The organism is Pseudoxanthomonas sp. X-1 (genome assembly GCF_020042665.1).
Classification (GTDB): Bacteria; Pseudomonadota; Gammaproteobacteria; order Xanthomonadales; family Xanthomonadaceae; genus Pseudoxanthomonas_A; species Pseudoxanthomonas_A spadix_A.
In genome coordinates, this window is record NZ_CP083376.1 from 2831642 (window position 1) to 2852873 (window position 21232).

Consider the following 21232-nt stretch of genomic DNA (forward strand, 5'->3'; position numbering starts at 1 on the left):
AGCGACGCCAGGCGCAATAGCGATAAGATCGCCACGACCTGTTAGGAAATCTCACACATGGCCGCCACTCCCCTGCCCCCGCTGGGCGCGCTGCGCGCCTTCGAGGCCGCGGCCCGGCTGGAAAGCGTCAGCCGCGCCGCGGAGGAGCTGCATGTGACCCACGGTGCGGTCAGCCGGCAGATCCGGACGCTGGAGGACGCGCTGGGCCAGGCACTGTTCGACCGCGTCGGCCGCGGTCTGGCGCTGACCGCCGCCGGCCGCCGGCTGCGCGACGCCTGCGGCCAGGCCTTCACCCAGCTGGGCCAGGCCTGGCGCGAACTGCAGCGTGGGCCGGCCGGCGACACGCTGGTGCTGGGCTGCTCGGCCAGCGTGCTGGCGCGCTGGGTGATCCCGCGCCTGGAGCGCATGCAGCAGGCGCTGCCCGGCGTGTCGCTGCACTTCTCCGCGCAGGAATCGCCGGATCGCGCCCTGGGCGAGGTCGATGCCCTGCTGCTGCTCGGCCAGCCGCCGTGGCCGGCCGGCTGGCAGGTGGCCGAACTGGCCGGCGAGACGATCGGGCCGGTCGTCGGCGCACGCTATCCCGGCCTGCCGGCGCTGCAGGCCCAGCCGCCCGCCGCCCTGCTGGGCGAGCGCCTGCTGCATACCGCCTCGCGTCCGCAGGCCTGGCCGCAGTGGGCCGCCGCGCATGGGCTGGATCCGCAGGCGCTGCAGTACGGCGAAGGCTTCCCGCACCTGTACTACCTGCTCGAGGCGGCCGCCTCGGGCCTGGGCGTGGCGATCGCGCCGCGGCCGCTGGTGGACGCGGACCTGGCCAGCGGCCGGCTGCTGGCGCCCTGGGGGTTCGCACCCACGCCGGGGCGCTGGGCGCTGTGCTCGGCGGCCGGCCGCAGCGATCCGCGCCTCGCGCGGCTGGCAGGCTGGCTGCGCGCGGAACTCGGCGCTGACGCGCCTGCCTGAGCCGCCGGCATTACTCGGCCACCGCCACCACGTCCTCTTCGGCATCGGCCACGAACTGCCCGCCCGCCTCCAGCTGGGCGAACAGCCCGCCCTGGGCGACCAGCGCATCGAAGCGGCCCTGCTCGACGATCTCCCCGTCCTTCATCACCAGGATCAGGTCGGCATTGCGCACCGTGCTCAGGCGGTGGGCGATGACGAAGGTGGTGCGATCGCGGGTGAGGCGGTTGAGGGCGCGCTGGATGCGCGCCTCGGTGGCGTTGTCCAGCGCGCTGGTGGCCTCGTCCAGGATCAGGATCGGCGCGTTCTTCAGCATCGCCCGGGCGATGGACAGGCGCTGGCGTTCGCCGCCGGACAGCGACACGCCGCGCTCGGCCACCAGGGTCGAGTAGCCCTCCGGCTTGACCACCACGAAGTTGTGCGCCTCGGCCGCGCGCGCGGCGTCCTCCATCTCCAGCTCGCTGGCGTCGGGCTTGCCCACGCGCAGGTTGTCGGCCACCGAGCGGTACAGCAGGCCCGGGTCCTGGAACACCACGGCGATGTGCTCGCGCAGCGAGGTCAGCTTGACCGTGCGGATGTCGATGCCGTCGATGGTGATGCGGCCGCGGTCCGGGTCGTAGGCGCGATAGAGCAGGCTCAGCGCGGTCGACTTGCCCGCGCCGGTCGGCCCGACCAGGGCCACGGTGCTGCCGGCGGCGGCGGTGAAGTCCAGCGTGCGCAGCGCCGGGTGCGAGGCGTCGTAGCCGAAGGACACGCCCTCGAAGCGCACCTCGCCGCGCACCTTGTCCGGCAGCGGTGGCGCCTTGGGATCCTCCTTGACCGTGGCATCGGTATCGAGCACGGCGAAGAAGTCGCTCAGCGAGGGGGTCTGGAAGAACAGGTTGGAGATGAAGCCGGCGAACGCCTCCAGCCGCCCGATCTGCAGCAGCGCGAAGTTGACGAAGGTGACGATGCCGCCGACGGTGACCTCGCCCTTGGCGTTGAGCTGCGCGCCCAGGGCGAAGATCGCCACGATGGTCAGCGTGGAGGCGGCGCGGTTGGCCACCGACAGCCAGGCCCAGCCGCGCAGCACCGGATACTGCGCATCGAGCACGCGCCGGGCCATCTCGCGGATGGCCTCCACCTCGGCCTGCAGGCGCGTGTAGACCTGCACCACCGGCACGTTGCCCAGGACGTCGCCGGCGCGCTCGGAGATGGCGCTGTGCAGCTGCTCGACCTGGCCCTGCGCACGATGCGTGCGGCGCATGGCGATGGCGTTGAAGGTGGCGAAGGTCACCATCAGCCCGACCATCAGCAGGCCCAGCTTCCAGTTGACGTACAGCGACCAGGGGATCATCAGCAGGATCGACAGCAGCGTGGTCAGGTGGTCGCGGAAGAACCCCAGCCACAGCCCGAACAGGTTGTTGCTGCCGGTGTGCATGATGCGCAGCAGCCGGCCGGTGTGATGCTGGCCGTGATAGGACAGCGGCAGCGCGATGGCATGTTCGAAGTACTGGGCGATCACCGCCAGCCGGCGCCGGTGCGCCAGGCGGTCGGCGAACAGCGAGACGAACACGCCGGCCGCGATGCCGCCGAAGCCCACGCCGGCCCACATGGCGATGTAGTGCCAGGCGCTGCGCTCGGTGCCCTGCGCGGCCAGCGCGTCGATGACCTTGCCGAACAGCACCGGCTCCAGGAAGGCCACGCAGGAAAGCGCGAGATTGGCCAGGACCAGGGTCACGGCGAGCCGTTTCTCGGGCGCGAGCAGCTGCAGCACGCGCAGGTAGACACGCCACAGCGACATGCGCAGTTCTCCTGTCGGTCTCACGGCCAGTGTAGGGGCGGCCCGCGTGCAGGGTCCATCAATGCCATCGCGATCGCACGCTCAAGGCGCGCGACGCGAACGGCTTGGGGCGCGCGCTACGCCGCGGCGCTGGCGCCGCGCACCTGCGCGACGAAACGCCGCATCGCCTCGGCATCCTTGATGCCCGGCGCCGACTCGATCCCGCTGGCGACATCGACCCCCCAAGGCCGCACGCGACGCACCGCCTCGGCGACGTTGTCGGCGTTGAGTCCGCCGGCCAGCAGACACGGCGTGCCCACCTCGCCCGGCCACAGTGTCCAGTCGAAGGACTTGCCGGTGCCGCCGCCCTGCCCCGGCGCATGGCTGTCGAGCACGAAGCCCGCCGCGGACGGCCAGGCCCGCAGCGCCGCGCGCGCCTGCCCGGGGTCGGTCACGCCGGTCATCGCCACGGCCTTCAGGAACGGCAGCCCGAAGGACGCGCAGAAGGCATCGTCCTCACCGCCATGGAACTGCAGCACGTCTGGCGCCACCGCGTCGACAATTGCCTCGACCTGCACACGCGGCGCGGCGCGCACCAGGACCACCGCGGCCACCTCCGCCGGCACCAGCGCACGCAGCCCAGCGCCCTGTTCGAGCGTCAGCTGGCGCGGACCCCCGCCATAGATAAGGCCGATGTAGTCCACGCCCAGCTCCACCGCCAGGCGCACGTCCTGGGGGCGGGTCATGCCGCAGAGCTTGATGCGGGTACGCATGGGCGGGGGACGAGTCGGGAGGAACGAGGAACAAGCCGAAGCAGAGGATACGGCACGGCCGCGACGCGGTGCCGACGAGGGTTGGTCCTGGGCGGGAAACGGGTGAGCGCAGGACGCGGCACGACCGGGAAACGAGGACTCCCAGTTCCTCGTTCTTCTTTAGTCGTTCCTCTCCCCGCGCAACGTCACCTCCCCCGGCAGCCCCCACGCCGCCGGATACAGCGGGCCGACGAACACCAGGCCCTGCGGCGGTGCGGTCGGCCCGGCGAGGGCGCGGTCGCGTCCGGCCAGCAGCTCGGCGATCCAGCCCTCGGGCTGTTCGCCACGGCCGACCAGCAGCAGGGAGCCGACGATGTTGCGCACCATGTGATGCAGGAAGGCATTGGCCTGCACCTCCACGATCACCTGCTCGCCCTGGCGCGTGACCGCGATGGACTGCAGCTCGCGCATGGGATGGCGGGCCTGGCAGTGCACGGTGCGGAAGGCGGAGAAGTCGTTCTCGCCCAGCAGCGCCTGCGCGGCGCGGTGCATGGCGGCGGCGTCCAGCGGCAGGCGCTCCCAGGACAGCAGCTGACGGCCCAGCGCCGGGCGCACGGCGCGGTTCAGCAGGACATAGCGGTAGCGGCGCGCGCGCGCCGAGAAGCGCGCGTGGAAATCGTCGGCGACCGGCACGCACCAGCGCACGCAGATCGACGGCGGCAGGTTGGCCGTGGCGCCCAGCGTCCAGCCGCGCGGCGCGCGCACCACCTCGGTGTCGAAGTGCACCACCTGGCACTGGCCGTGCACGCCGGCATCGGTGCGGCCGGCACAGACCGTGTCGATGGGGGCATTGGCCACGGCCGCCAGCGCCGCCTCCAGGGTGGACTGCACGCTGGGCGTATGCACGGGCGCGCCGGGCTTCTCCAGCCGCTGCCAGCCCTGGAAGTCGCCGCCGTCGTATTCGACGCCAAGCGCGTAGCGCATCACCTGCGGCCCTGCCCTGACGCCGGTCAGCCCAGCGCGCGCAGCAGGCGGCCGGCTTCCTCGCGGGCGTGCGGATCGTCGCTGGCGCTGACCTGCTGCAGCAGCGCGCGCGCCGCCTCGGTGTCGCCCAGATCGAGGTAGGCGATGGCCAGCTCCAGGCGTTCGCGTCCGCTGGCGGCCGGCGGGGCGATCGGCACCACCGGATCGGCCTGACGCGCGGCCGGCGCGGGCACGGGCGTGACCGCCGGCGACGGCCGGGGCACCGGGCGCGACTGTGCGGTGGCCGTGGCGATCGGCACCACGGTCGGCGAGATGCGCGGTTCGATCGGATGCGGGCCGTCGACCGTGTGCCAGGTCGGCTTGGCGGTGGGGCTCATCCAGGCCGGCGTGCCGGGCGCGGGCGTGGGCGATTCGACCGGGCCGGGACGGGACTCGCCGCCGGCGTAGGACGGGGTGTAGCGCGGCGCGGCGGGTTCGGACGCAGGCGCGGCGGCCGGAGCCGGCGCTTGGGCGGGCGACGCTTCCGGCTCCGCGGCCGCCGCGGCCACCGGCTCGACCGGGACGGGATCCGGCGCGGGCGCCTCGAGCGGGCCGCGGTAGACCGGCGTCGGACTCGGCCCGCGGCGACCGCGCAGGCCGACCCAGGCCAGCAGGCCGCCGACGACCAGCGCCAGTCCGATCCACCACCACGCCGGTGCGCCGGCGGCGGCCGCGCCCTGGCTGTCGGCCAGGTGCTTCTGCGCCGCGGCCAGGTCGCTGTCCTTCATCGCGATCAGCTTGGACTGCTGGTCCTTGAGCTTTTCCAGCTCCGCCACGCGGGTCTTGAGTTCGGCCACCTCGGCGCTGCGCGCGGCCAGGTCCTCGCGGCTCTGCCGAAGCTGTTGTTCTGCCAGCATGTCTCCCTCGCCTCCGGCCTGGGTGCCGGATGTGGTGCCTGCGCGCTGCGTGGCGTTGGCCACGGGCGGGGCGATTTCAAGTCGTGCGTCGGCCGCGCGCGCGGGCTTGGCGGCGCCGGCCACCGGCGGCGCGGCGGGCGTATTGCCGGCCGGCTGCGGCACCGGCGCGCGCACCTGGCGCCAGTCGGAAATCTGCCGGCGCACCATCGCCGAGGCCTCCGCGGAGGCCAGCGCTTCGGTCTCCTCGGCGGTGGGCATGCGCAGCGTGGCGCCGGCGCGCAGACGGTTGATGTTGTTGCCGATGAAGGCCTGCGGATTGGCCTGCAGCAGCGCGATCATGGTCTGGTCCAGCGTGCCGGACTGCTGCACGCTGCGGGCGATCTGCGACAGCGTCTGGCCGCGGGCGACCGTCAGGCTGCCGCTGCTGGACGCGGTCGGCGCGGCGATCGTCGGCGCGGGCCGCGGTGTCGGTGTCGGCGGCGGCTCCAATGCGGGCGGCGGGCTGGGCGGCGTGGCGGCGATCGCCGGTGTCGGCGCGTTCTCCGCCGGCGGTTCGGCCGGCGCGGGCGGCGGTGCCTCGGCCACCGGCGGCGGCAGCGGCTGCGCGCGCGGGGGGACCGCTTCGATGCGGTTGGAGGGCGCCGGCGTCGGCGCCTGGATCTGCGGCTGGCCGGCGGCGGCGACCGCGCCCGGCGCGCCCACCAGCGCGGAGTACTCGCGCACCAGGCGTCCCTGGCCCCAGTCCACCTCGATCAGGAAGTTCACCGCCGGCATGTCCACCGGCGCGGCGCTGGTCACGCGGATGACCGGCTTGCCATCGCTGGACAGGGCCACGGCGAAGTCGAGCTGGCTGACCAGCCCGCTCGGCCGCGCCAGGCCGACGCGCTCGAAGATGACCGGCGAGGCCAGCCGCGCGCGCAGCTGCTCCAGCTCGCCCGGCTCGCTGGAAATGACCGGGATCTCGGCCAGCAGCGGCTGGCCGGGCTGCGACATGACCCGGATCTCACCCAGGCCCAGGGCGCATGCCGCATGGCTGGCCGCCAGCAGCGCCAGCGCCAGCGCACCGCGTGCGGCGGGTTTGAAGAACGCCTGTTTCAAGGACATCCCCTGTGGAACACCGCCGCGACTATAGAGCGTTTGGCCTGCGCTTGCCCCTGCCCGGGTCGGCCAAGCGCACGGAGCAAGCGGGAACCGGGAGCGGGACAGCCCGCGACGGACCATCCCGCTCCTCCCCGATGCAGGCCTCTCAGCCGCCGGCCGCCACCAGCTCGGCCAGCTGCACGGCGTTCAGCGCCGCGCCCTTGCGGATGTTGTCGGCCACCACCCACAGGTTGAGGCCGCGCGGATGCGAGAAGTCCTCGCGGATGCGGCCGACGAACACCGGGTCCTTGCCCGAGGCGTGGGTCACCGGGGTCGGATAGCCGCCGGCCTCCTGCCTGTCGACCACTTCCACGCCCGGCGCGCTGGCCAGCAGTGCGCGCGCGGCTTCCGGGGTGATCTTCTTCCTGGTCTCGATGTTGACCGCCTCGGAATGGCCGTAGAACACCGGTACGCGCACCGCGGTCGGGTTCACCTGGATGGTCTTGTCGCCCAGGATCTTCTGCGTCTCCCAGACCAGCTTCATCTCTTCCTTGGTGTAGCCGTTGGGCTGGAAGTCGTCGATGTGCGGGATCAGGTTGAAGGCGATCTGCACCGGGAAGCGCTGCGGATCGATCTCCTGGAACGCCAGCAGCTGCGCGGTCTGCTTGCCCAGTTCCTCCAGCGCCGAGCGGCCGCCGCCGGACACCGACTGGTAGGTGGCGATGTTGACGCGCTCGATGCCGTATTCCTTGTGGATCGGCGCCAGCACCGGCATCAGCTGCATGGTCGAGCAGTTGGGGTTGGCGATGATGCCGCGCGGGCGGTCCTTCGCGGCTTCCGGGTTCACCTCGGACACCACCAGCGGCACGTCGTCGTCGTAGCGGAAGGCCGAGGAGTTGTCGATCACCACCGCGCCGGCGGCGGCGAACTTGGGCGCGTATTCCTTGGAGATGCCGCCGCCGGCCGAGAACAGCGCGATGTCCACGCCGGTCGGGTCGAAGGTGGCCAGGTCCTGCACGGTGACCTTGCCGCCGCGATAGTCGATCTGGCCGCCGGCCGAGCGCTCGGAGGCCAGCGCGATCAGCTTGCCGACCGGGAAGTCGCGCTCGGCCAGGATGGACAGCATGGTCTCGCCGACGGCGCCGGTGGCGCCCACGACGGCGACGGTGAAGCTGCGGGTTGCATTGCTCATGGGGATGTCTTCTTGAAGGGGGTCGATAGGGAGAACAGACGCGACAGACGAAGGGAACCTTGGGTTCGGGGAACCTGCCCGGCATGCGTTGCGCGGAAGGTTCCCTATCGTTTGGCCGCGGTGGTTTTGGTCGCGCCCACGATCGCGCCGCCGGTCTGGGCGGCTTTGAGCGCGTCGGCGTTGACGAGGCTGGGCGGGTTGCCGGCGTCCGGCCCGAAGCCCAGCGCGGCGATCAGGTTGTCCACCGCCAGCTGCACCATCGCCCGGCGCGTGGCCAGGCTGGCGCTGCCGATGTGCGGGGTCAGCACGACGTTCTTCAGCGCCAGCAGCTCCGGGCGCACGGTCGGCTCGCCTTCGAACACGTCCAGCCCGGCGCCGGCCAGGCGGCCATGGGCCAGCGCGTCGGCCAGCGCGAGCTCGTCGACGATGCCGCCGCGGGCGATGTTCACCAGGGTGGCGGTGGGCTTCATCTTCGCCAGCGCGGCGGCATCGATCAGATGGTGCGAGGCTGGCGTATACGGCAGCACCAGCACCAGGTGATCGCTGCTGCGCAGCAGGTCGTCGAACGGCACGTAGGACGCGCCGACCTCGGTCTCGACCTCGGCCGCCAGCCGCGAGCGGTTGTGGTACAGCACGCGCATGCCGAAGCCGCGCGCGCGCCGGGCGATGGCCTGGCCGATGCGGCCCATGCCGAGGATGCCCAGCGTGCTGCCGTGCAGGTCCGCGCCGAGCAGCGTGGTGAAGGACCACTTGCCCCACTGCCCGCTGCGCAGGAAGGCCTCGGCCTCGGTGATGCGGCGCGCGGTGGCCATCAGCAGGGCGAAGCCCAGGTCGGCGGTGGTCTCGGTCAGCACGTCGGGCGTGTTGGTGACCGCGACGCCGGCGGTGCCGAGCGCGGCGATGTCCAGATTGTTGTAGCCGACCGCGACGTTGGCCAGCGCGCGCAGCTTCGGCGCATCGGCGATCTCCGCGGCACCGATGCGCTCGTTGAGCGTGATCAGCGCGCCGTCCAGCGGCGCCAGCCTTCGCGCCAGCTGCTCGGAGGTATGGGTCGTGACGACCTGGGTGGTCTCCACGTCGCAATGCGCCCGCAGCTGGTCGACGATGTCGTCGAACAGCGGCTGGCTCACCCAGACGCGGGGCCGCGACTCAGCCATCGACCTGCCCGGGCACGCGCGGCGCGACTTCGCCGACATCGCCGCATTGCGCGCGATGCCGCAGGGCCTGGTCCATCAGCACCAGGGCCATCATCGCCTCGGCGATCGGCGTGGCGCGGATGCCGACGCAGGGATCGTGGCGGCCAGTGGTGATGACCTCGACCGCCTCGCCGTGCACGTCCACCGTCTGGCCGGGCAGGCGCAGGCTGGAGGTCGGCTTCAGCACGATCGAGGCGGTCACCGGCTGGCCGGTGGAGATGCCGCCGAGGATGCCGCCGGCGTGGTTGCTCAGGAAGCCCTGCGGGGTGATCAGGTCGCGGTGCTGCGTGCCCTTCTGCGCGGCCGCGGCGAAGCCGTCGCCGATCTCCACGCCCTTGACCGCGTTGATGCTCATCAGCGCGGCGGCCAGGTCGCCGTCGAGCTTGCCGTAGATCGGCTCGCCCCAGCCCGGCGGCACGCCGTCGGCCACCACGTCCACGCGCGCGCCCACCGAGTCGCCGGACTTGCGCAGCGCGTCCATGTAGGCCTCCAGTTCGGCGACCTGCGGCGCATGCGGCCAGAAGAACGGGTTGTCCTCCACCGCGCTCCAGTCGAAGCCCGCCGGCCTGATCTCGCCCAGCTGCGAAAGGAAGCCGCGCACGGTCACGCCGTAACGCTGCCTGAGCCATTTCTTGGCGATCACGCCGGCGGCCACGCGCATGGTCGTCTCGCGCGCCGACGAGCGCCCGCCGCCGCGCGGGTCGCGGATGCCGTACTTCTGCCAGTAGCTGTAGTCGGCATGGCCCGGGCGGAACTGCGCGGCGATGTTCGCGTAGTCCTTGCTGCGCTGGTCGGTGTTGCGGATCAGCAGCCCGATCGGCGTGCCGGTGGTGCGCCCCTCGTACACGCCGGAGAGGATCTCGACCTGGTCGGCCTCGTGCCGCGCCGAGGTGTGCCGGCTCCTGCCGGTGGCGCGGCGCTGCAGGTCGTGGGCGAACTCCTCGGCACCGAGCTCCAGCCCCGGCGGGCAGCCATCGACCACGCAGCCGATCGCCGGCCCGTGCGATTCGCCGAAGGTGGTGACGGTCAGCAGCTTGCCGAAACTGTTGGCGCTCATGGGCGGCTGGCTGCAAGCTCGGTGATGCGGGCGCTGTGCGCGATCAGTTCGCGGCACTCGACCGCGAAGATGCCCATCTGCCCGACCTTGAACTCGATCCAGGCGAAGTCGACTTCCGGCAGCAGCCGCACCAGATGCTGTTCGGATTCGCCGACCTCGCAGATCAGCAGGCCGTCCTCGGACAGGTGGATCGGCGCGTCGCGCAGGATCTTCAGCACCAGGTCCAGGCCGTCGTCGCCCGCGCGCAGCCCCAGCTCGGGCTCGTAGCCGTACTCGCGCGGCAGCGCGTCGGTCTCGGCGTTGGTGACGTAGGGCGGATTGGTGACGATCAGGTCGTAGTGGCGCCCGGACAGGCCCGTGAACAGGTCGGACTTGAGCAGGGTCACGTTGTCGGCGAGCAGGCGCGCCTTGTTCTCGGCGGCCAGCGCCAGCGCATCGTCGCTGATGTCCACGCCGTCGACCTGCCAGTCCGGGTTGTAGTGGGCCATGGCGATGGCGATGCAGCCCGAGCCGGTGCACAGGTCCAGCGCGCGATATACCTCGCGACCGGCCAGCCAGGGCTCGAAGCCCGACTCGATCAGCTCGGCGATCGGCGAACGCGGCACCAGCGCGCGCGCATCGGTCTTGAAGCTCAGGCCCGCGAACCAGGCCTCGCCGGTCAGGTAGGCCACCGGCACGCGCTCGACCACGCGGCGCTCGATCAGCGCCAGGATGGCCTGCTTCTCCTCCGGCAGCAGCCGCGCCTGGCCATAGGCCGGACCCAGATCCGGCGGCAGGTGCAGGGTATGCAGGACCAGCGCGGTGGCTTCGTCCAGCGCGTTGTCGTGGCTGTGCCCGAAGGTCAACCCGGCCGCGTTGAACCGGCTGGCGCCGTAGCGGATCAGGTCGATGATGGTGTGCAGGGCGTCGGCTGCGCTGGCAGTCATGGACAACAACGGCTGAAGGCGGTCGCCGATTATAAGGGGCCCGGCCCGGTATCATGCCCCTTCGTTGCACGGGAAAACGTCTCAATGATGTCCAAACGCAGCTTCGGCGTCCTGGTGTTGATCGTGGTGGCCGGCGTGCTGGGCGTGCTGGCGGCCAACAAGCTGCTGGGACCCTCCGGCGCACCCCACGCGCCGTGGCCGGCCACGCAGGCGGTGACCCTGCTGCCCACGCCGCGGCCGCTGCCGGAGTTCTCGCTGCGCCAGTCCGATGGCACCCAGCTGACCCAGGGCGAGCTGCGCGGCCACTGGACGCTGGTGTTCCTGGGGTTCACCTTCTGCCCCGACGTGTGCCCGACCACGCTGGCCCAGCTGGCGCAGGCGCAGAAGCAGTGGGCCGGCCTGCCGGAGAGCACGCGGCCGCGCGTGCTGTTCGTGTCGGTCGATCCCGAGCGCGACACGCCGATCAAGACCGGCGAGTATGCCCACGCCTTCCACAAGGACACCCTGGCCGCGACCGCCGACGTGCCCGCGCTGGAAGCCTTCGCCAAGTCGCTGAGCCTGCTGTTCGTGAAGGTGCCGGGCGAACACTTCAAGGACAACCCGCAGGACTATTCGATGGACCATTCCGCACAGATCGTCGTGCTCGACCCGCAGGCCCGCATGGCCGGCATCATCCAGCCGCCGTTCGCCCCCGCGCCGATCGCCGCGGACCTGCTCAAGCTGACCCGGGCCACGACTCCGTGAGCCTGGTCACCACCCTCACCTACGCGCTGCCGCACCGGCTGCTGTCCTCGCTGGCGCGCAGGCTGGCGTACTCGGACAACCCGGCGATCAAGCAGCGGATCATCGACACGGTGGTGGCCCGGTTCGACGTGAACCTGGCCGAGGCCGCGCAGCCCGACCCGACCGCCTACCCCACCTTCAATGCCTTCTTCACCCGCGCCCTGAAGCCGGGCGCGCGCACGCCCGATCCGGACCCGCGCAGCCTGCTGATGCCGGCCGATGGCCACATCAGCCAGTGCGGACCGATCGAATCGGGCCGCATCTTCCAGGCCAAGGGCCGGCACTTCACCGCCGCCGCGCTGCTCGGCAGCGAGGCCGATGCGGCGCCGTTCGAGCACGGCCGCTACGCCACCGTCTACCTGTCCCCGCGCGACTACCACCGTGTGCACATGCCGTGGACCGGCACGCTGCGCGAGACCGTGCACGTGCCCGGCCGGCTGTTCAGCGTGGGCACCGACGCGGTGGCCCGGGTGCAGGGCCTGTTCGCGCGCAACGAGCGGCTGGTGTGCCACTTCGACACCGACTTCGGCCCGATGGCCTGCGTGATGGTCGGCGCGATGCTGGTCTCGGGCGTGGAAACGGTCTGGAGCGGCGTGGAGATCCCCGAGTACGCCACCTCGATCACGCGCAAGGACTGGCGCGGCCGCGGCATCGTGCTGGAGCGCTTCGGCGAGATGGCGCGCTTCAACTACGGTTCGACCGTGATCGTGCTGTTGCCGCCCGGCGTGGCCGAGCTGGCCCCGAACCTGCGCGCCGAGGCGCCGGTACGCCTGGGGCAGGCGCTCGCCAGGCGAACAGTTCCCTGAGGCGCGGCTCCCTGAGGCGCGGCGGCGCGCCAACCCGACAGGCGCCCTGCTGCCTGCGTGGCGCGGCGCGCTGCAACTACGGCTCCACGCTCATCGCGCGCTCGCCGCCGGGCGTGGCCGAACTGGCGCCGGGCCGGCCTAGCCGGCCGGTTCGGCCCGGCGCGACGCCGATGCCGCGGGCGCGAAGGCCCACCGCGGCTTGCCGCCGATCCAGAGCTCGTATGCGAAGCTCTGCACCATGCGTCCATAGGCCGCCCCCGGCTTTCCGTAGTTGGCGCCGACGCTGATGGTGTGGCGCCCCTTGGGCAGCGGCGGCAGCAACAGCCAATAGCCATCGCTGGCCGCCAGGGTACGCACCTGCCCAGGCTGGGACGCTGTTTCGGGATGCAGGTCGAAACAGCCGCTGGCAACGCGGTACTGCCTGATACCGGGCAGCCGCGCGCCATCGACGAGGACCTCGGCGCTTTGCAGGTGATCGTTGTTGAGGGCGGCCCGCTCGCGCACGTCCGTGCAGGCCTTCATGGGAAGGACCTGGCCGTTCTCGACGTAGCGGCTGGCGTGGTACATGTTGATGATCGGTAGCAACAGGTACTTGCCTTCGGGCACCTCGCAGCGGCGATTGACCGGTGCTCCACCGGCCGTGCCCGCCAGGAACCAGACCGATCCTCGTTGCCCTTCGCCGCAGAAGCGCCCGTCGGGATCCAGATAGGGCTGCACCGGCACCGTGAGTGCCCATTGCCACCAGGCGGCCGTCAGCTGCGCATAGCGCAGTCCATCGACCTGGGCGTCGGCAGGCAGCGGCGCCGGCGTACCGGCAAGGGCTGGCGCAAGAGCAAGCAGTCCCAGCCACAGCCCGCACCAGCGCCGGAACGTCGTCATTCCCTGACCATCCTGTTTCCGTGAGTATCGAGCCAACCTTACCGCGTCACGCATGCGGTCGTCTGGCGGAGGCGAGATTGCCCGCCTCTGCCGCCGGCGCGATCAGCCCGCCTGCTGCGCCAGGCGCTGACGCCGGCGCGCCAGCTTCTTCTCGCGGCGGCGCGCGCGCCAGCTGCGCCAGTGCTGCTGCAGGCAGGAGAAGATCACGTACAGCGCCGGCGTGCTCAGCAGGGTCAGGCTCTGCGAGAACAGCAGGCCGCCGATCATCGCGATGCCCAGCGGCCGGCGCAGTTCGGAGCCCTCGCCCAGGCCGACGGCGATCGGCACCGCGGCCAGCAGCGCGACCATGGTGGTCATCATGATCGGGCGGAAGCGCACGATCGAAGCCTCGCGCGCGGCCTGCAGCGGGGTCAGGCCATGCTCGCGCTGGGCCACCAGCGCGAAGTCGATCATCATGATCGCGTTCTTCTTGACGATACCGATCAGCAGCACCAGCGCGATCATCGAGATCACCGACAGCTCGGTGTTGGTCAGCACCAGCGCCAGCAGCGCGCCCACGCCGGCGGCCGGCAGCGTGGACAGGATGGTCACCGGGTGGACCAGGTTCTCGTACAGCATGCCCAGCACGATGTAGACCGTCAGGATGGCGGCGAACACCAGCAGCAGCATCGAATTGGGCTGCATGGCCATCTGCCAACCGCTGTCCTCGGCGATCTTGATGTCGCCGGGCATGCGCATGCCCTCCACCACTGACTTGAAGATGGCGTCGGCCTCACCGCTGCTCACGCCCGGGGCGAGGTTGTAGCTGAGGTCCATCACCGTGTACTGGTTCAGATGGGTGATCTGCGCCGGGGCCAGGCCGTCGACCTGCGTGGCCACCGCGCTCAGCGGCACCATCTCGCCGTTGCGGGCCTTGAGCTTGACCGTGTCCAGCTGGGCCGGGGTGTCGGTCTGGTTGGGCAGCGCGTTGACCACCACCGAGTACTGGTTGAGCTCGGAATAGATGGTCGAGACCGAGCGCTGGCCGAAGGCGCCATACAACGCGCCGTCGATGGCGCCGATGCTGATGCCCAGGCGCGCGGCCTTGGCGCGGTCGATCACGATGTTCTGGCGCAGCCCGCCCTCGTCCACGTCGCTGGAGACGTCGCGGAACTTGGGGTTCTTCTTCAGCTCGGCCACCACCCTGGGCAGCCACAGCGCCAGCTCGGCCTGGTCGTTGCCCTGCAGCGACTTCTGGTATTGCGCGCCCTGGTTGCCGGTGCCGCCACCGTCGCTGGGCAGGTCCTGCACCGCGCGCAGGCGCAGGTCCAGGTCGGGGTACTTGTCGGCCTTCAGGCTCAGGCGCGCGAGCACCTGGGCCGTGGTGTCGCGGCGGCCTTCGGCGCGGGTCTTGAGCTCGATGTTGAACGTGGCGCGCTGGCCCGACCAGCCGCTACCCAGGCGCACGCCGACGATCTTCACCGCCGGGTCGTCCATCAGCATGTCGGTGATGCGCGCCTGGCGTTCCTGCATGTCGGCGAAGGAGACCGTGGCGCTGGAACTGGCGCGGCCCCAGATCAGGCCCGTGTCCTGCGGCGGGAAGCTGCCGGACTTGACCTTGCCGAACAGGAAGATCGTCAGGGCGATCAGGATCAACGGCGTCAGCGCCAGCAGCAGCGCATGGCGCAGGCTGAAATCCAGGCACTTGACGTAGATGCGCAGCATCAGCGCATGCCCGGCCTCGATGGTGCGGCCCAGCCGCGAGGGCTTCTCCTCCACCGGATGGGCCGACAGGAAGCGGCTGCACAGGGTCGGGGTCAGGGTCAGCGAGACGATCGCCGACACGGCGATGGCCGCCACCAGGGTGACGGTGAACTCGCGGAAGAACGCGCCCATCATCCCCGGGGCGAACATCACCGGGATGAACACCGCGATCAGCGAGGCGGTGATCGACACGATGGTGAAGCCGATCTCGCGCGCGCCGGCGACCGCCGCCTCCATGCGCGACATGCCGGCGTCGAGGTGGCGCATGATGTTCTCGATCACCACGATCGCATCGTCGACGACGAAGCCGATGGCGATCACCAGGGCCAGCAGGCTGAGGTTGTTGAGCGTATAGCCCAGCACGTACATCACCACCGCCGCGCCGGCCAGCGACAGCGGCACGGTGATGGTGGCAATCAGCGTCGGCGCCAGGCGGCGCATGAACAGCGCCATGACCAGCACCACCATCGCCAGGCTGATCAGCAGGGTGATCTCCACCTCGTGCAGCGAGGAACGGATGGTCGGCGTGCGATCGTAGTACGGGGTCAGCGTGGTACCGGGCGGCAGGTACTCGCGCAGCAGCGGGATCTGCGCGCGGATCCGGTCCACGGTCTCGACCGTGTTGGCGCCGCTGCGGATCTGCGCATACATCACCACCGCCGGCTGCTTGTTGAACCAGGCCGCCTGGTAGGCGTCCTGCTGGCCGTCGTAGACGCGCGCCACGTCCTTGAGCCGCACGATCACGCCGTTCTGGTTGGCGATGGCCAGGTTGGCGAAGTCGGCGGCCTTGCGCACCGAATCGTTGACGATGATCGCCACGGTCTGCCTGCCGTCCGACAGAAAGCCGGTCGGCGAGACCACATTGGCCGCGCGCATCGCATTGCGCAGGCTGTCCGGGGTCAGCCCCAGCGCGTTGAGCGCGCGCAGGTTGACGTCCACGCGCACCGCCGGCGTGGACGCGCCGGCGATGTCCACCGAGGCCACGCCGGTGATCTGGCGCAGGCGCTGGGCCAGCAGCGAATCGGCCAGGTTGTACAGCTCGGCCGTGGACTGGGTCTTGGACACCAGCGCGATGGCGATCAGCGGATCGTTGTTGGGATTGGCCTTCTGGTAGCCGGGCGTGCCCATGCCAGAGGGCAGGTCCGCGCTGGCCGCGCTGAGCGCGGCGGCCACGTCCTGCGCCGCCGAATCGACGTCGCGGCTGGCGTTGAAGCTCAGGAAGATGTTCGAGCGCCCTTCCGAGCTGTTCGAACGCATCGTGTCCACCCCGGGCACCTGGCCCAGGCGCCGCTCCAGCGGCGCGGTCACGGTGGAGGCCATCGTGCTGGCGTCGGCGCCGGACTGGCTGGCGCCGACGAACACCACCGGGATGCTCAGGGACGGCAGCGCCGCCACGCCCAGCCGCAGGTAGCACATCAGGCCGATGACGAACACGCCCGCCGCCAGCAGCGAGGTGCCGATCGGGCGGCGGATGAAGATGGAGGAGAGGCTGACGCGACGGGCCATGGGCGCGTTACTCGACGGACGATCGCCTGGCGGCGAGCGTCAGCCGGCCTCCGGCGCCGGGGCGCCATGGCGCGCGGCGCGCGCATCGCGCCAGCGCTGGACGCGCTCGGAGGCGCGTTCCATGTACAGGTAGATCACCGGCGTGGTGTACAGCGTCACCAGCTGCGACAGCAGCAGGCCGCCGACGATCGACACGCCCAGCGGCTTGCGCAGCTCAGAGCCGATGCCATCGCCCAGCGCCAGCGGCAGCGCGCCCAGCAGCGCGCAGGCGGTGGTCATCATGATCGGGCGGAAGCGCAGCAGGCAGGCGCGGCGGATCGCATCGTGCGCGCTCATGCCCGTGCGCCGGGCCTCGATCGCGAAGTCGATCATCATGATCGCGTTCTTCTTGACGATGCCGATCAGCAGCACGATGCCGACGATGCCGTCCACCGACAGGCTGAAGCCGCACAGCCACAGCGCCAGCAGCGCGCCGACGCCGGCCGGCGGCAGCGTGGAGATGATGGTCAGCGGGTGGATGTAGCTCTCGTAGAGCACGCCCAGCACGATGTAGATCACCACCACCGCGGCGATCAGCAGCCACACCACGTCGGACTGGCTGGAGGAGTACTCGGCCGCCTTGCCGATGAACTCGGTGCGGATGGTCTGCGGCAGGTCCAGCTCATCGCGCACCTCGTTGATCGCCGCCACCGCCTGCGACAGCGAGTAGCCGGGGCTGACGTTGAAGGAGATCGTGGTCGCCGGCAGCTGCTGCTGATGGCTGATCACCAGCGGCGTGGTGCCGACCTTGGCGGTGGCCAGCGCCGAGAGCGGGATCGCGCCGCCGCTGCCGACGGTGATGCCGGTATTGGCGTTGCCGATGCCGGTGGCGGTGGCCGAGTTGGAGGAGGTCACCTGGCCCAGCACGGTCGCGTTGGTGCCGGTCAGCGCGCCGCTGCCGTTGCTGGCGATGGCCAGCTTGTTCATCAGCGCGTCCTGGGTGCGGAACTCCGGCGCCACTTCCAGCACCACGCGGTACTGGTTGAGCGAGGTGAAGATGGTGGAGATCTGGCGCTGGCCGTAGGCGTCGTACAGGGTGTCATCGATGCTCTGCATCGGCACGCCCAGGGCGCTGGCGGTGTCGCGGTTGACCTCGACCATCAGCGCGCGGCCGGCGTTGGCCGCGTTGTTGCCCACGTCCGACAGCTCGGGCCGCTGGCGCAATGCGGCGGTCATGCGGTCGGCCTGGGTCTGCAGCTCGGCCGTGTCCACGTCGGACAGCGAGAACTGGTACTCGGTGGCGGCCACGCGCGTATCCAGCGTCACGTCCTGCACCGGCTTGAGGTACAGCGCCACGCCGGGAATGCCGGCCACCGCCTTCTGCAGGCGCGGCACGATGGTCTCCAGGGATTCGCGCTGGCCGCGCTCCTTGAGCACGATGCTGACCTGGCCCTGGTTGAGGGTTGGGTTCATGGTGCCGGTGCCGATGAAGGCGGCCACGCCGGTCACCGCCGGATCGCGCCGCAGCGCCGCGGCGACGGCCTGGGTGCGCGCCTGCATCTGTTCGAAGGCCACGGTCTGGTCGGCCTCGACCACGCCGGTGATCAGGCCGGTGTCCTGCTCGGGCAGCAGGCCCTTGGGAATCGCGATGTACAGCAGCACGGTTACCACCACCGTGGCCAGGGCCACGATCAGGGTGAGCTTCTGCCGCGCCAGCACCCAGTCCAGGGTGCGCTCGTACAGGGCGACCGTGCGCGTCCACAGGTTGCGCTTGCCGGCGGCGGCCGCGCGCTCGTGCGCGTCGTCGCCCTCGGGCAGCGCATCGGGCTTGAGCAGGTAGGCGCACATCATCGGCGTCAGCGTCAGCGACACCAGCATCGAGATGACCACCGCGATGGACAGCACCCAGGCGAACTCGTGGAACAGCCGCCCGGTCACGCCCGGCATCAGCAGCAGCGGCAGGAACACGGCCACCAGCGAGATGGTCAGCGACAGCACGGTGAAGCCGATCTCGCGCGCGCCCTCCTCGGCCGCCTCGGGCCCGCTGCGGCCCTGCTCGATGTAGCGCACGATGTTCTCGATCATCACGATCGCGTCGTCCACCACGAAGCCGGTGGCCACCACCAGCGCCATCAGCGACAGGTTGTCCAGCGACATCCCGGCGAAGGCCATCACGCCGAAGGTGCCCACCAGCGACAGCGGCACGGCGACCGAGGGGATCACCGTGGCCCAAAGCCGGCGCAGGAACACGAAGATCACCGCCACCACCAGGCCGATGGTCAGCACCAGGGTGAACTGCACCTCGTGCACCGAGGCGCGGATGGTCTCGGTGCGGTCGGAGAACACGTCCAGCTTCACTTCCGAGGGCAGCACCGTGCGCAGCTGCGGCAGCAGCGCGCGGATGGCGGCCACGGTCTGGACGATGTTGGCGCCGGGCTGGCGGCGGATTTCCAGCAGCACCGCCTGCTTGCCGTCGGCCCAGGCCGAAAGCTGGTCGTTCTCGACCCCGTCCACCACCTTGGCCACGTCGCCCAGGCGCACCGGGGCGCCGTTCTTGTAGCTGATGATGGTGTCGTTGTAGCCCTGCGCGTCCTCGAGCTGGTCGTTGGTGCCGATGCTGTAGGTCTGGGTGGCGCCGTTGAGCGAGCCCTTGGGCGCGTTGACGTTGGCCTGGGTCAGCGCGCTGCGCAGCGTCTCCAGGGTCATGCCCATGTTGGACAGCTGCGCCGGGTTGACCTGGATGCGCACGGCCGGACGCACGTTGCCGGCGATGGACACCAGGCCCACGCCCGGCACCTGCGACAGGCGCTGGGCCAGGATGGAGTCGGCGTAGCGGTTGACCTCGCGCAGCGGCAGCGTGTCGGAGGTCAGCTTGAGGGTGACGATGGCCGCGTCGGCCGGGTTCACCCGGTTATACGTGGGCTGGTACGGCAGGCCGCTGGGCAGCGTGGCCTGGCGGATGGCCGACTGCACGTCCTGCGAGGCCACGTCGATGTCGCGGTCCATCGCGAACTGCAGCACGATCGTGGACAGGCCGGCCGAGGAGTCGGAGGTCATCATGTCCAGGCCGGAGATCTGGCCCAGCTGGCGCTCCAGCGGCGTGGTCACCAGCGCGGCCATGGTCGCCGCGCTGGCGCCGGGGTACTGCGTGGTCACCACCAGGCTGGGCGAATCGATCTCGGGCAGCGCCGACACCGGCAGGCTGCGATAGCCCATGATGCCCAGCAGCATCACGCCGATCATCAGCAGCGTGGTGGCGATGGGGCGGCGGATGAAGATGCTGGAGAAGCCCAAGGGAAGTCCGTCCTGTCAAAGCGTCTTGCGGCGGCCCGCGCGTGACGCGGCGCGGGCCGTGATCGGTTGCCTTCAGCGACCGGGCGGTCCGCGGCGGCCGCCGCGCTGCTGGCCCTGCGCGGCCTGCTGCAGTTCCTCGGCGGTGGGCTCGGGCGGCGCCTGGCCGGGCTTGAGCGGATTGACCTTGGCGTTGGGCTTGAGCCGGAACTGGCCCTCGGTCACCACGCGCTGCCCGGCGGTCAGGCCCTTGGTCACCACGATGTGGGTCGAGCCAACCTCCACCCCGGTGGTCACCGGCGTCATCTTGACCGTGTCCTCGCCGACCAGCGCATAGACGTAGTCGCCGTCCGGGCCGCGCTGCACGGCCTCGGTCGGCACCACCAGGCCCTGCTTGAGCGTGTCCACCTGCAGGCGCACGTTGACGAACTGCCCCGGCCACAGCACGTGGTCGGCGTTGGGGAAGCGCGCACGCAGGCGGAAGGTGTTGCTGTCGGCACTGACCTGGTTGTCGACCACGTCCAGCACGCCGTCGGCGGCGATCACGTGCTGGTCGGTGCTGTCCAGCGCGGCCACCTGCGCGTTGCCGCGCGCCTGGGCGGCGCGCACCACGTCCAGGTCCTGCGCCGGCAGGCTGAAGGAGGCGTAGATCGGCTCGACCTGGGTGATGGTCACGATCGTCGAACCGGTGGTCACCACGTTGCCCACGTCCACGCCGCGGATGCCGGCGATGCCGTCGATCGGCGAGACGATGCGGGTATAGCCCAGCTGCACCGCGGCGGCCTGCATCTGCGCCTCGGCCGCGGCCACGCCGGCGGTGTACTGGGCGACCAGGTTCCGCTGCGTGTCCAGGTCGGTGCGCGCCACGTATTGGCTGTACTTGGGATCGTTCAGGCGCGCATTGGTATCGCGCGCGGTCTGCAGCTGGGCCAGGTTCTGCTTCCGGGAGGCGGCCGCCTGGTCATAGCTGGCCTGCAGTTCGCGCGGGTCGATCTGCGCCAGCAGCTGGCCCTTCTTGACCGGCTGGCCTTCGGTGAAGTCCAGGCTCATCAGGCGCCCGCCGGTCTGCGGGTTGATCGTCACGGTATTGAGCGCGGTGACGGTGCCCGTCGTGCTGCGGTAGACCGGCACGTCCTGGGTGGTGACCGCCTCGACCGTGACCGGGACCGGCTTGTTGCTGTCCTGGCCGCCCTGGCGCGCTTCCGCATCGCCATGGTCCCGCTTGCCGCAGGCGCGCAGGCCCAACACCACCACGACCACCACCACGACCGTCCACAGGACGATCTTCCATTTACGCGACATGCAACGATTCTCCGGGATGGGGGACGGCGTGTTCCCCGCCTACGACATGCAAGGTTAGCGGTTGGTAACGCGCGTGCCTGCATGACTGATGACAGGGGCATCAGGCCTGTGGGCGGCTTCGTTCAGCCGCCAGCAGGCTGGAGG

General features: G+C 70.9%; 15 protein-coding genes. 3 read left to right on the forward strand and 12 right to left on the reverse strand.

The window, feature by feature from the left end; genetic code table 11:
* Positions 1–57 precede the first annotated feature (57 nt).
* The gene (locus LAJ50_RS12650; protein WP_138654944.1) at positions 58–957 is read left to right on the forward strand and encodes a LysR family transcriptional regulator; all 900 of its coding nucleotides are present in this window, start codon (positions 58–60) and stop codon (positions 955–957) included.
* 10 nt (positions 958–967) lie between these two features.
* On the opposite strand, the gene LAJ50_RS12655 is transcribed toward LAJ50_RS12650, so the two are convergent.
* The 8 genes from LAJ50_RS12655 to prmB all read right to left on the reverse strand — a co-directional run bounded on the left by LAJ50_RS12655 (position 968) and on the right by prmB (position 10799).
* Positions 968–2737, reverse strand: a complete 1770-nt coding sequence (locus LAJ50_RS12655; RefSeq protein WP_138654946.1) for a glucan ABC transporter ATP-binding protein/ permease — start codon at positions 2735–2737, stop codon at positions 968–970.
* Between the two features lie 116 nt (positions 2738–2853).
* A complete protein-coding gene (locus LAJ50_RS12660) occupies positions 2854–3489 on the reverse strand; it encodes a phosphoribosylanthranilate isomerase (protein ID WP_138654948.1) in 636 nt (211 codons plus the stop codon).
* A gap of 159 nt (positions 3490–3648) precedes the next feature.
* Positions 3649–4452, reverse strand: a complete 804-nt coding sequence (truA, locus tag LAJ50_RS12665; protein WP_138654950.1) for a tRNA pseudouridine(38-40) synthase TruA — start codon at positions 4450–4452, stop codon at positions 3649–3651.
* 26 nt (positions 4453–4478) lie between these two features.
* Entirely contained in the window at positions 4479–6446 is a 1968-nt protein-coding gene (locus LAJ50_RS12670) for a FimV/HubP family polar landmark protein (RefSeq protein ID WP_343227843.1), read from the reverse strand.
* 148 nt (positions 6447–6594) lie between these two features.
* Complete coding sequence (locus LAJ50_RS12675; RefSeq protein ID WP_130552928.1) at positions 6595–7620, reverse strand: aspartate-semialdehyde dehydrogenase; 1026 nt, start codon at positions 7618–7620, stop codon at positions 6595–6597.
* Between the two features lie 104 nt (positions 7621–7724).
* Positions 7725–8777, reverse strand: coding sequence for a D-glycerate dehydrogenase (locus LAJ50_RS12680; protein WP_138654457.1), 1053 nt, complete (start codon positions 8775–8777; stop codon positions 7725–7727).
* Positions 8770–9873, reverse strand: coding sequence for a chorismate synthase (aroC, locus tag LAJ50_RS12685; RefSeq protein WP_130552930.1), 1104 nt, complete (start codon positions 9871–9873; stop codon positions 8770–8772). Before aroC ends, LAJ50_RS12680 begins: the two co-directional genes overlap by 8 nt.
* A complete protein-coding gene (gene prmB, locus LAJ50_RS12690; protein ID WP_138654459.1) occupies positions 9870–10799 on the reverse strand; it encodes a 50S ribosomal protein L3 N(5)-glutamine methyltransferase in 930 nt (309 codons plus the stop codon). Before prmB ends, aroC begins: the two co-directional genes overlap by 4 nt.
* An 87-nt stretch (positions 10800–10886) precedes the next feature.
* Between prmB and LAJ50_RS12695 the strand changes: the two genes are divergently transcribed.
* Together LAJ50_RS12695 and asd are read left to right on the forward strand one after the other, a co-directional pair.
* On the forward strand, positions 10887–11543 hold the full coding sequence (locus LAJ50_RS12695; RefSeq protein WP_138654461.1) for an SCO family protein: 657 nt from the start codon (positions 10887–10889) through the stop codon (positions 11541–11543).
* Positions 11540–12388, forward strand: coding sequence for an archaetidylserine decarboxylase (asd, locus tag LAJ50_RS12700; RefSeq protein WP_138654463.1), 849 nt, complete (start codon positions 11540–11542; stop codon positions 12386–12388). Before LAJ50_RS12695 ends, asd begins: the two co-directional genes overlap by 4 nt.
* Positions 12389–12526: 138 nt before the next feature.
* On the opposite strand, the gene LAJ50_RS12705 is transcribed toward asd, so the two are convergent.
* From LAJ50_RS12705 to LAJ50_RS12720, 4 genes are all read right to left on the reverse strand, one after another.
* Positions 12527–13267 (reverse strand): hypothetical protein, encoded by a 741-nt coding sequence (locus LAJ50_RS12705; RefSeq protein ID WP_138654465.1) that lies wholly within the window; start codon positions 13265–13267, stop codon positions 12527–12529.
* A 102-nt stretch (positions 13268–13369) separates the two neighbouring features.
* Positions 13370–16516: an efflux RND transporter permease subunit gene (locus tag LAJ50_RS12710; protein WP_138654467.1), complete on the reverse strand. Its 3147-nt coding sequence runs from the start codon at positions 16514–16516 to the stop codon at positions 13370–13372.
* Positions 16517–16555: 39 nt separating this feature from the next.
* A complete protein-coding gene (locus tag LAJ50_RS12715) occupies positions 16556–19789 on the reverse strand; it encodes an efflux RND transporter permease subunit (RefSeq protein WP_138654469.1) in 3234 nt (1077 codons plus the stop codon).
* Between the two features lie 72 nt (positions 19790–19861).
* The gene (locus tag LAJ50_RS12720; RefSeq protein ID WP_130552937.1) at positions 19862–21088 is read right to left on the reverse strand and encodes an efflux RND transporter periplasmic adaptor subunit; all 1227 of its coding nucleotides are present in this window, start codon (positions 21086–21088) and stop codon (positions 19862–19864) included.
* Between the last annotated feature and the right edge of the window lie 144 nt (positions 21089–21232).

Coding starts and splice junctions, on each gene's coding strand:
- LAJ50_RS12650 (WP_138654944.1), top strand. CDS start 58: ATGGCCGCCACTCCCCTGCCCCCGCTGGGCGCGCTGCGCGCCTTCGAG.
- LAJ50_RS12655 (WP_138654946.1), bottom strand. CDS start 2,737: ATGTCGCTGTGGCGTGTCTACCTGCGCGTGCTGCAGCTGCTCGCGCCC.
- LAJ50_RS12660 (WP_138654948.1), bottom strand. CDS start 3,489: ATGCGTACCCGCATCAAGCTCTGCGGCATGACCCGCCCCCAGGACGTG.
- truA (WP_138654950.1), bottom strand. CDS start 4,452: ATGCGCTACGCGCTTGGCGTCGAATACGACGGCGGCGACTTCCAGGGC.
- LAJ50_RS12675 (WP_130552928.1), bottom strand. CDS start 7,620: ATGAGCAATGCAACCCGCAGCTTCACCGTCGCCGTCGTGGGCGCCACC.
- LAJ50_RS12680 (WP_138654457.1), bottom strand. CDS start 8,777: ATGGCTGAGTCGCGGCCCCGCGTCTGGGTGAGCCAGCCGCTGTTCGAC.
- aroC (WP_130552930.1), bottom strand. CDS start 9,873: ATGAGCGCCAACAGTTTCGGCAAGCTGCTGACCGTCACCACCTTCGGC.
- prmB (WP_138654459.1), bottom strand. CDS start 10,799: ATGACTGCCAGCGCAGCCGACGCCCTGCACACCATCATCGACCTGATC.
- LAJ50_RS12695 (WP_138654461.1), top strand. CDS start 10,887: ATGTCCAAACGCAGCTTCGGCGTCCTGGTGTTGATCGTGGTGGCCGGC.
- LAJ50_RS12705 (WP_138654465.1), bottom strand. CDS start 13,267: ATGACGACGTTCCGGCGCTGGTGCGGGCTGTGGCTGGGACTGCTTGCT.
- LAJ50_RS12710 (WP_138654467.1), bottom strand. CDS start 16,516: ATGGCCCGTCGCGTCAGCCTCTCCTCCATCTTCATCCGCCGCCCGATC.
- LAJ50_RS12720 (WP_130552937.1), bottom strand. CDS start 21,088: ATGTCGCGTAAATGGAAGATCGTCCTGTGGACGGTCGTGGTGGTGGTC.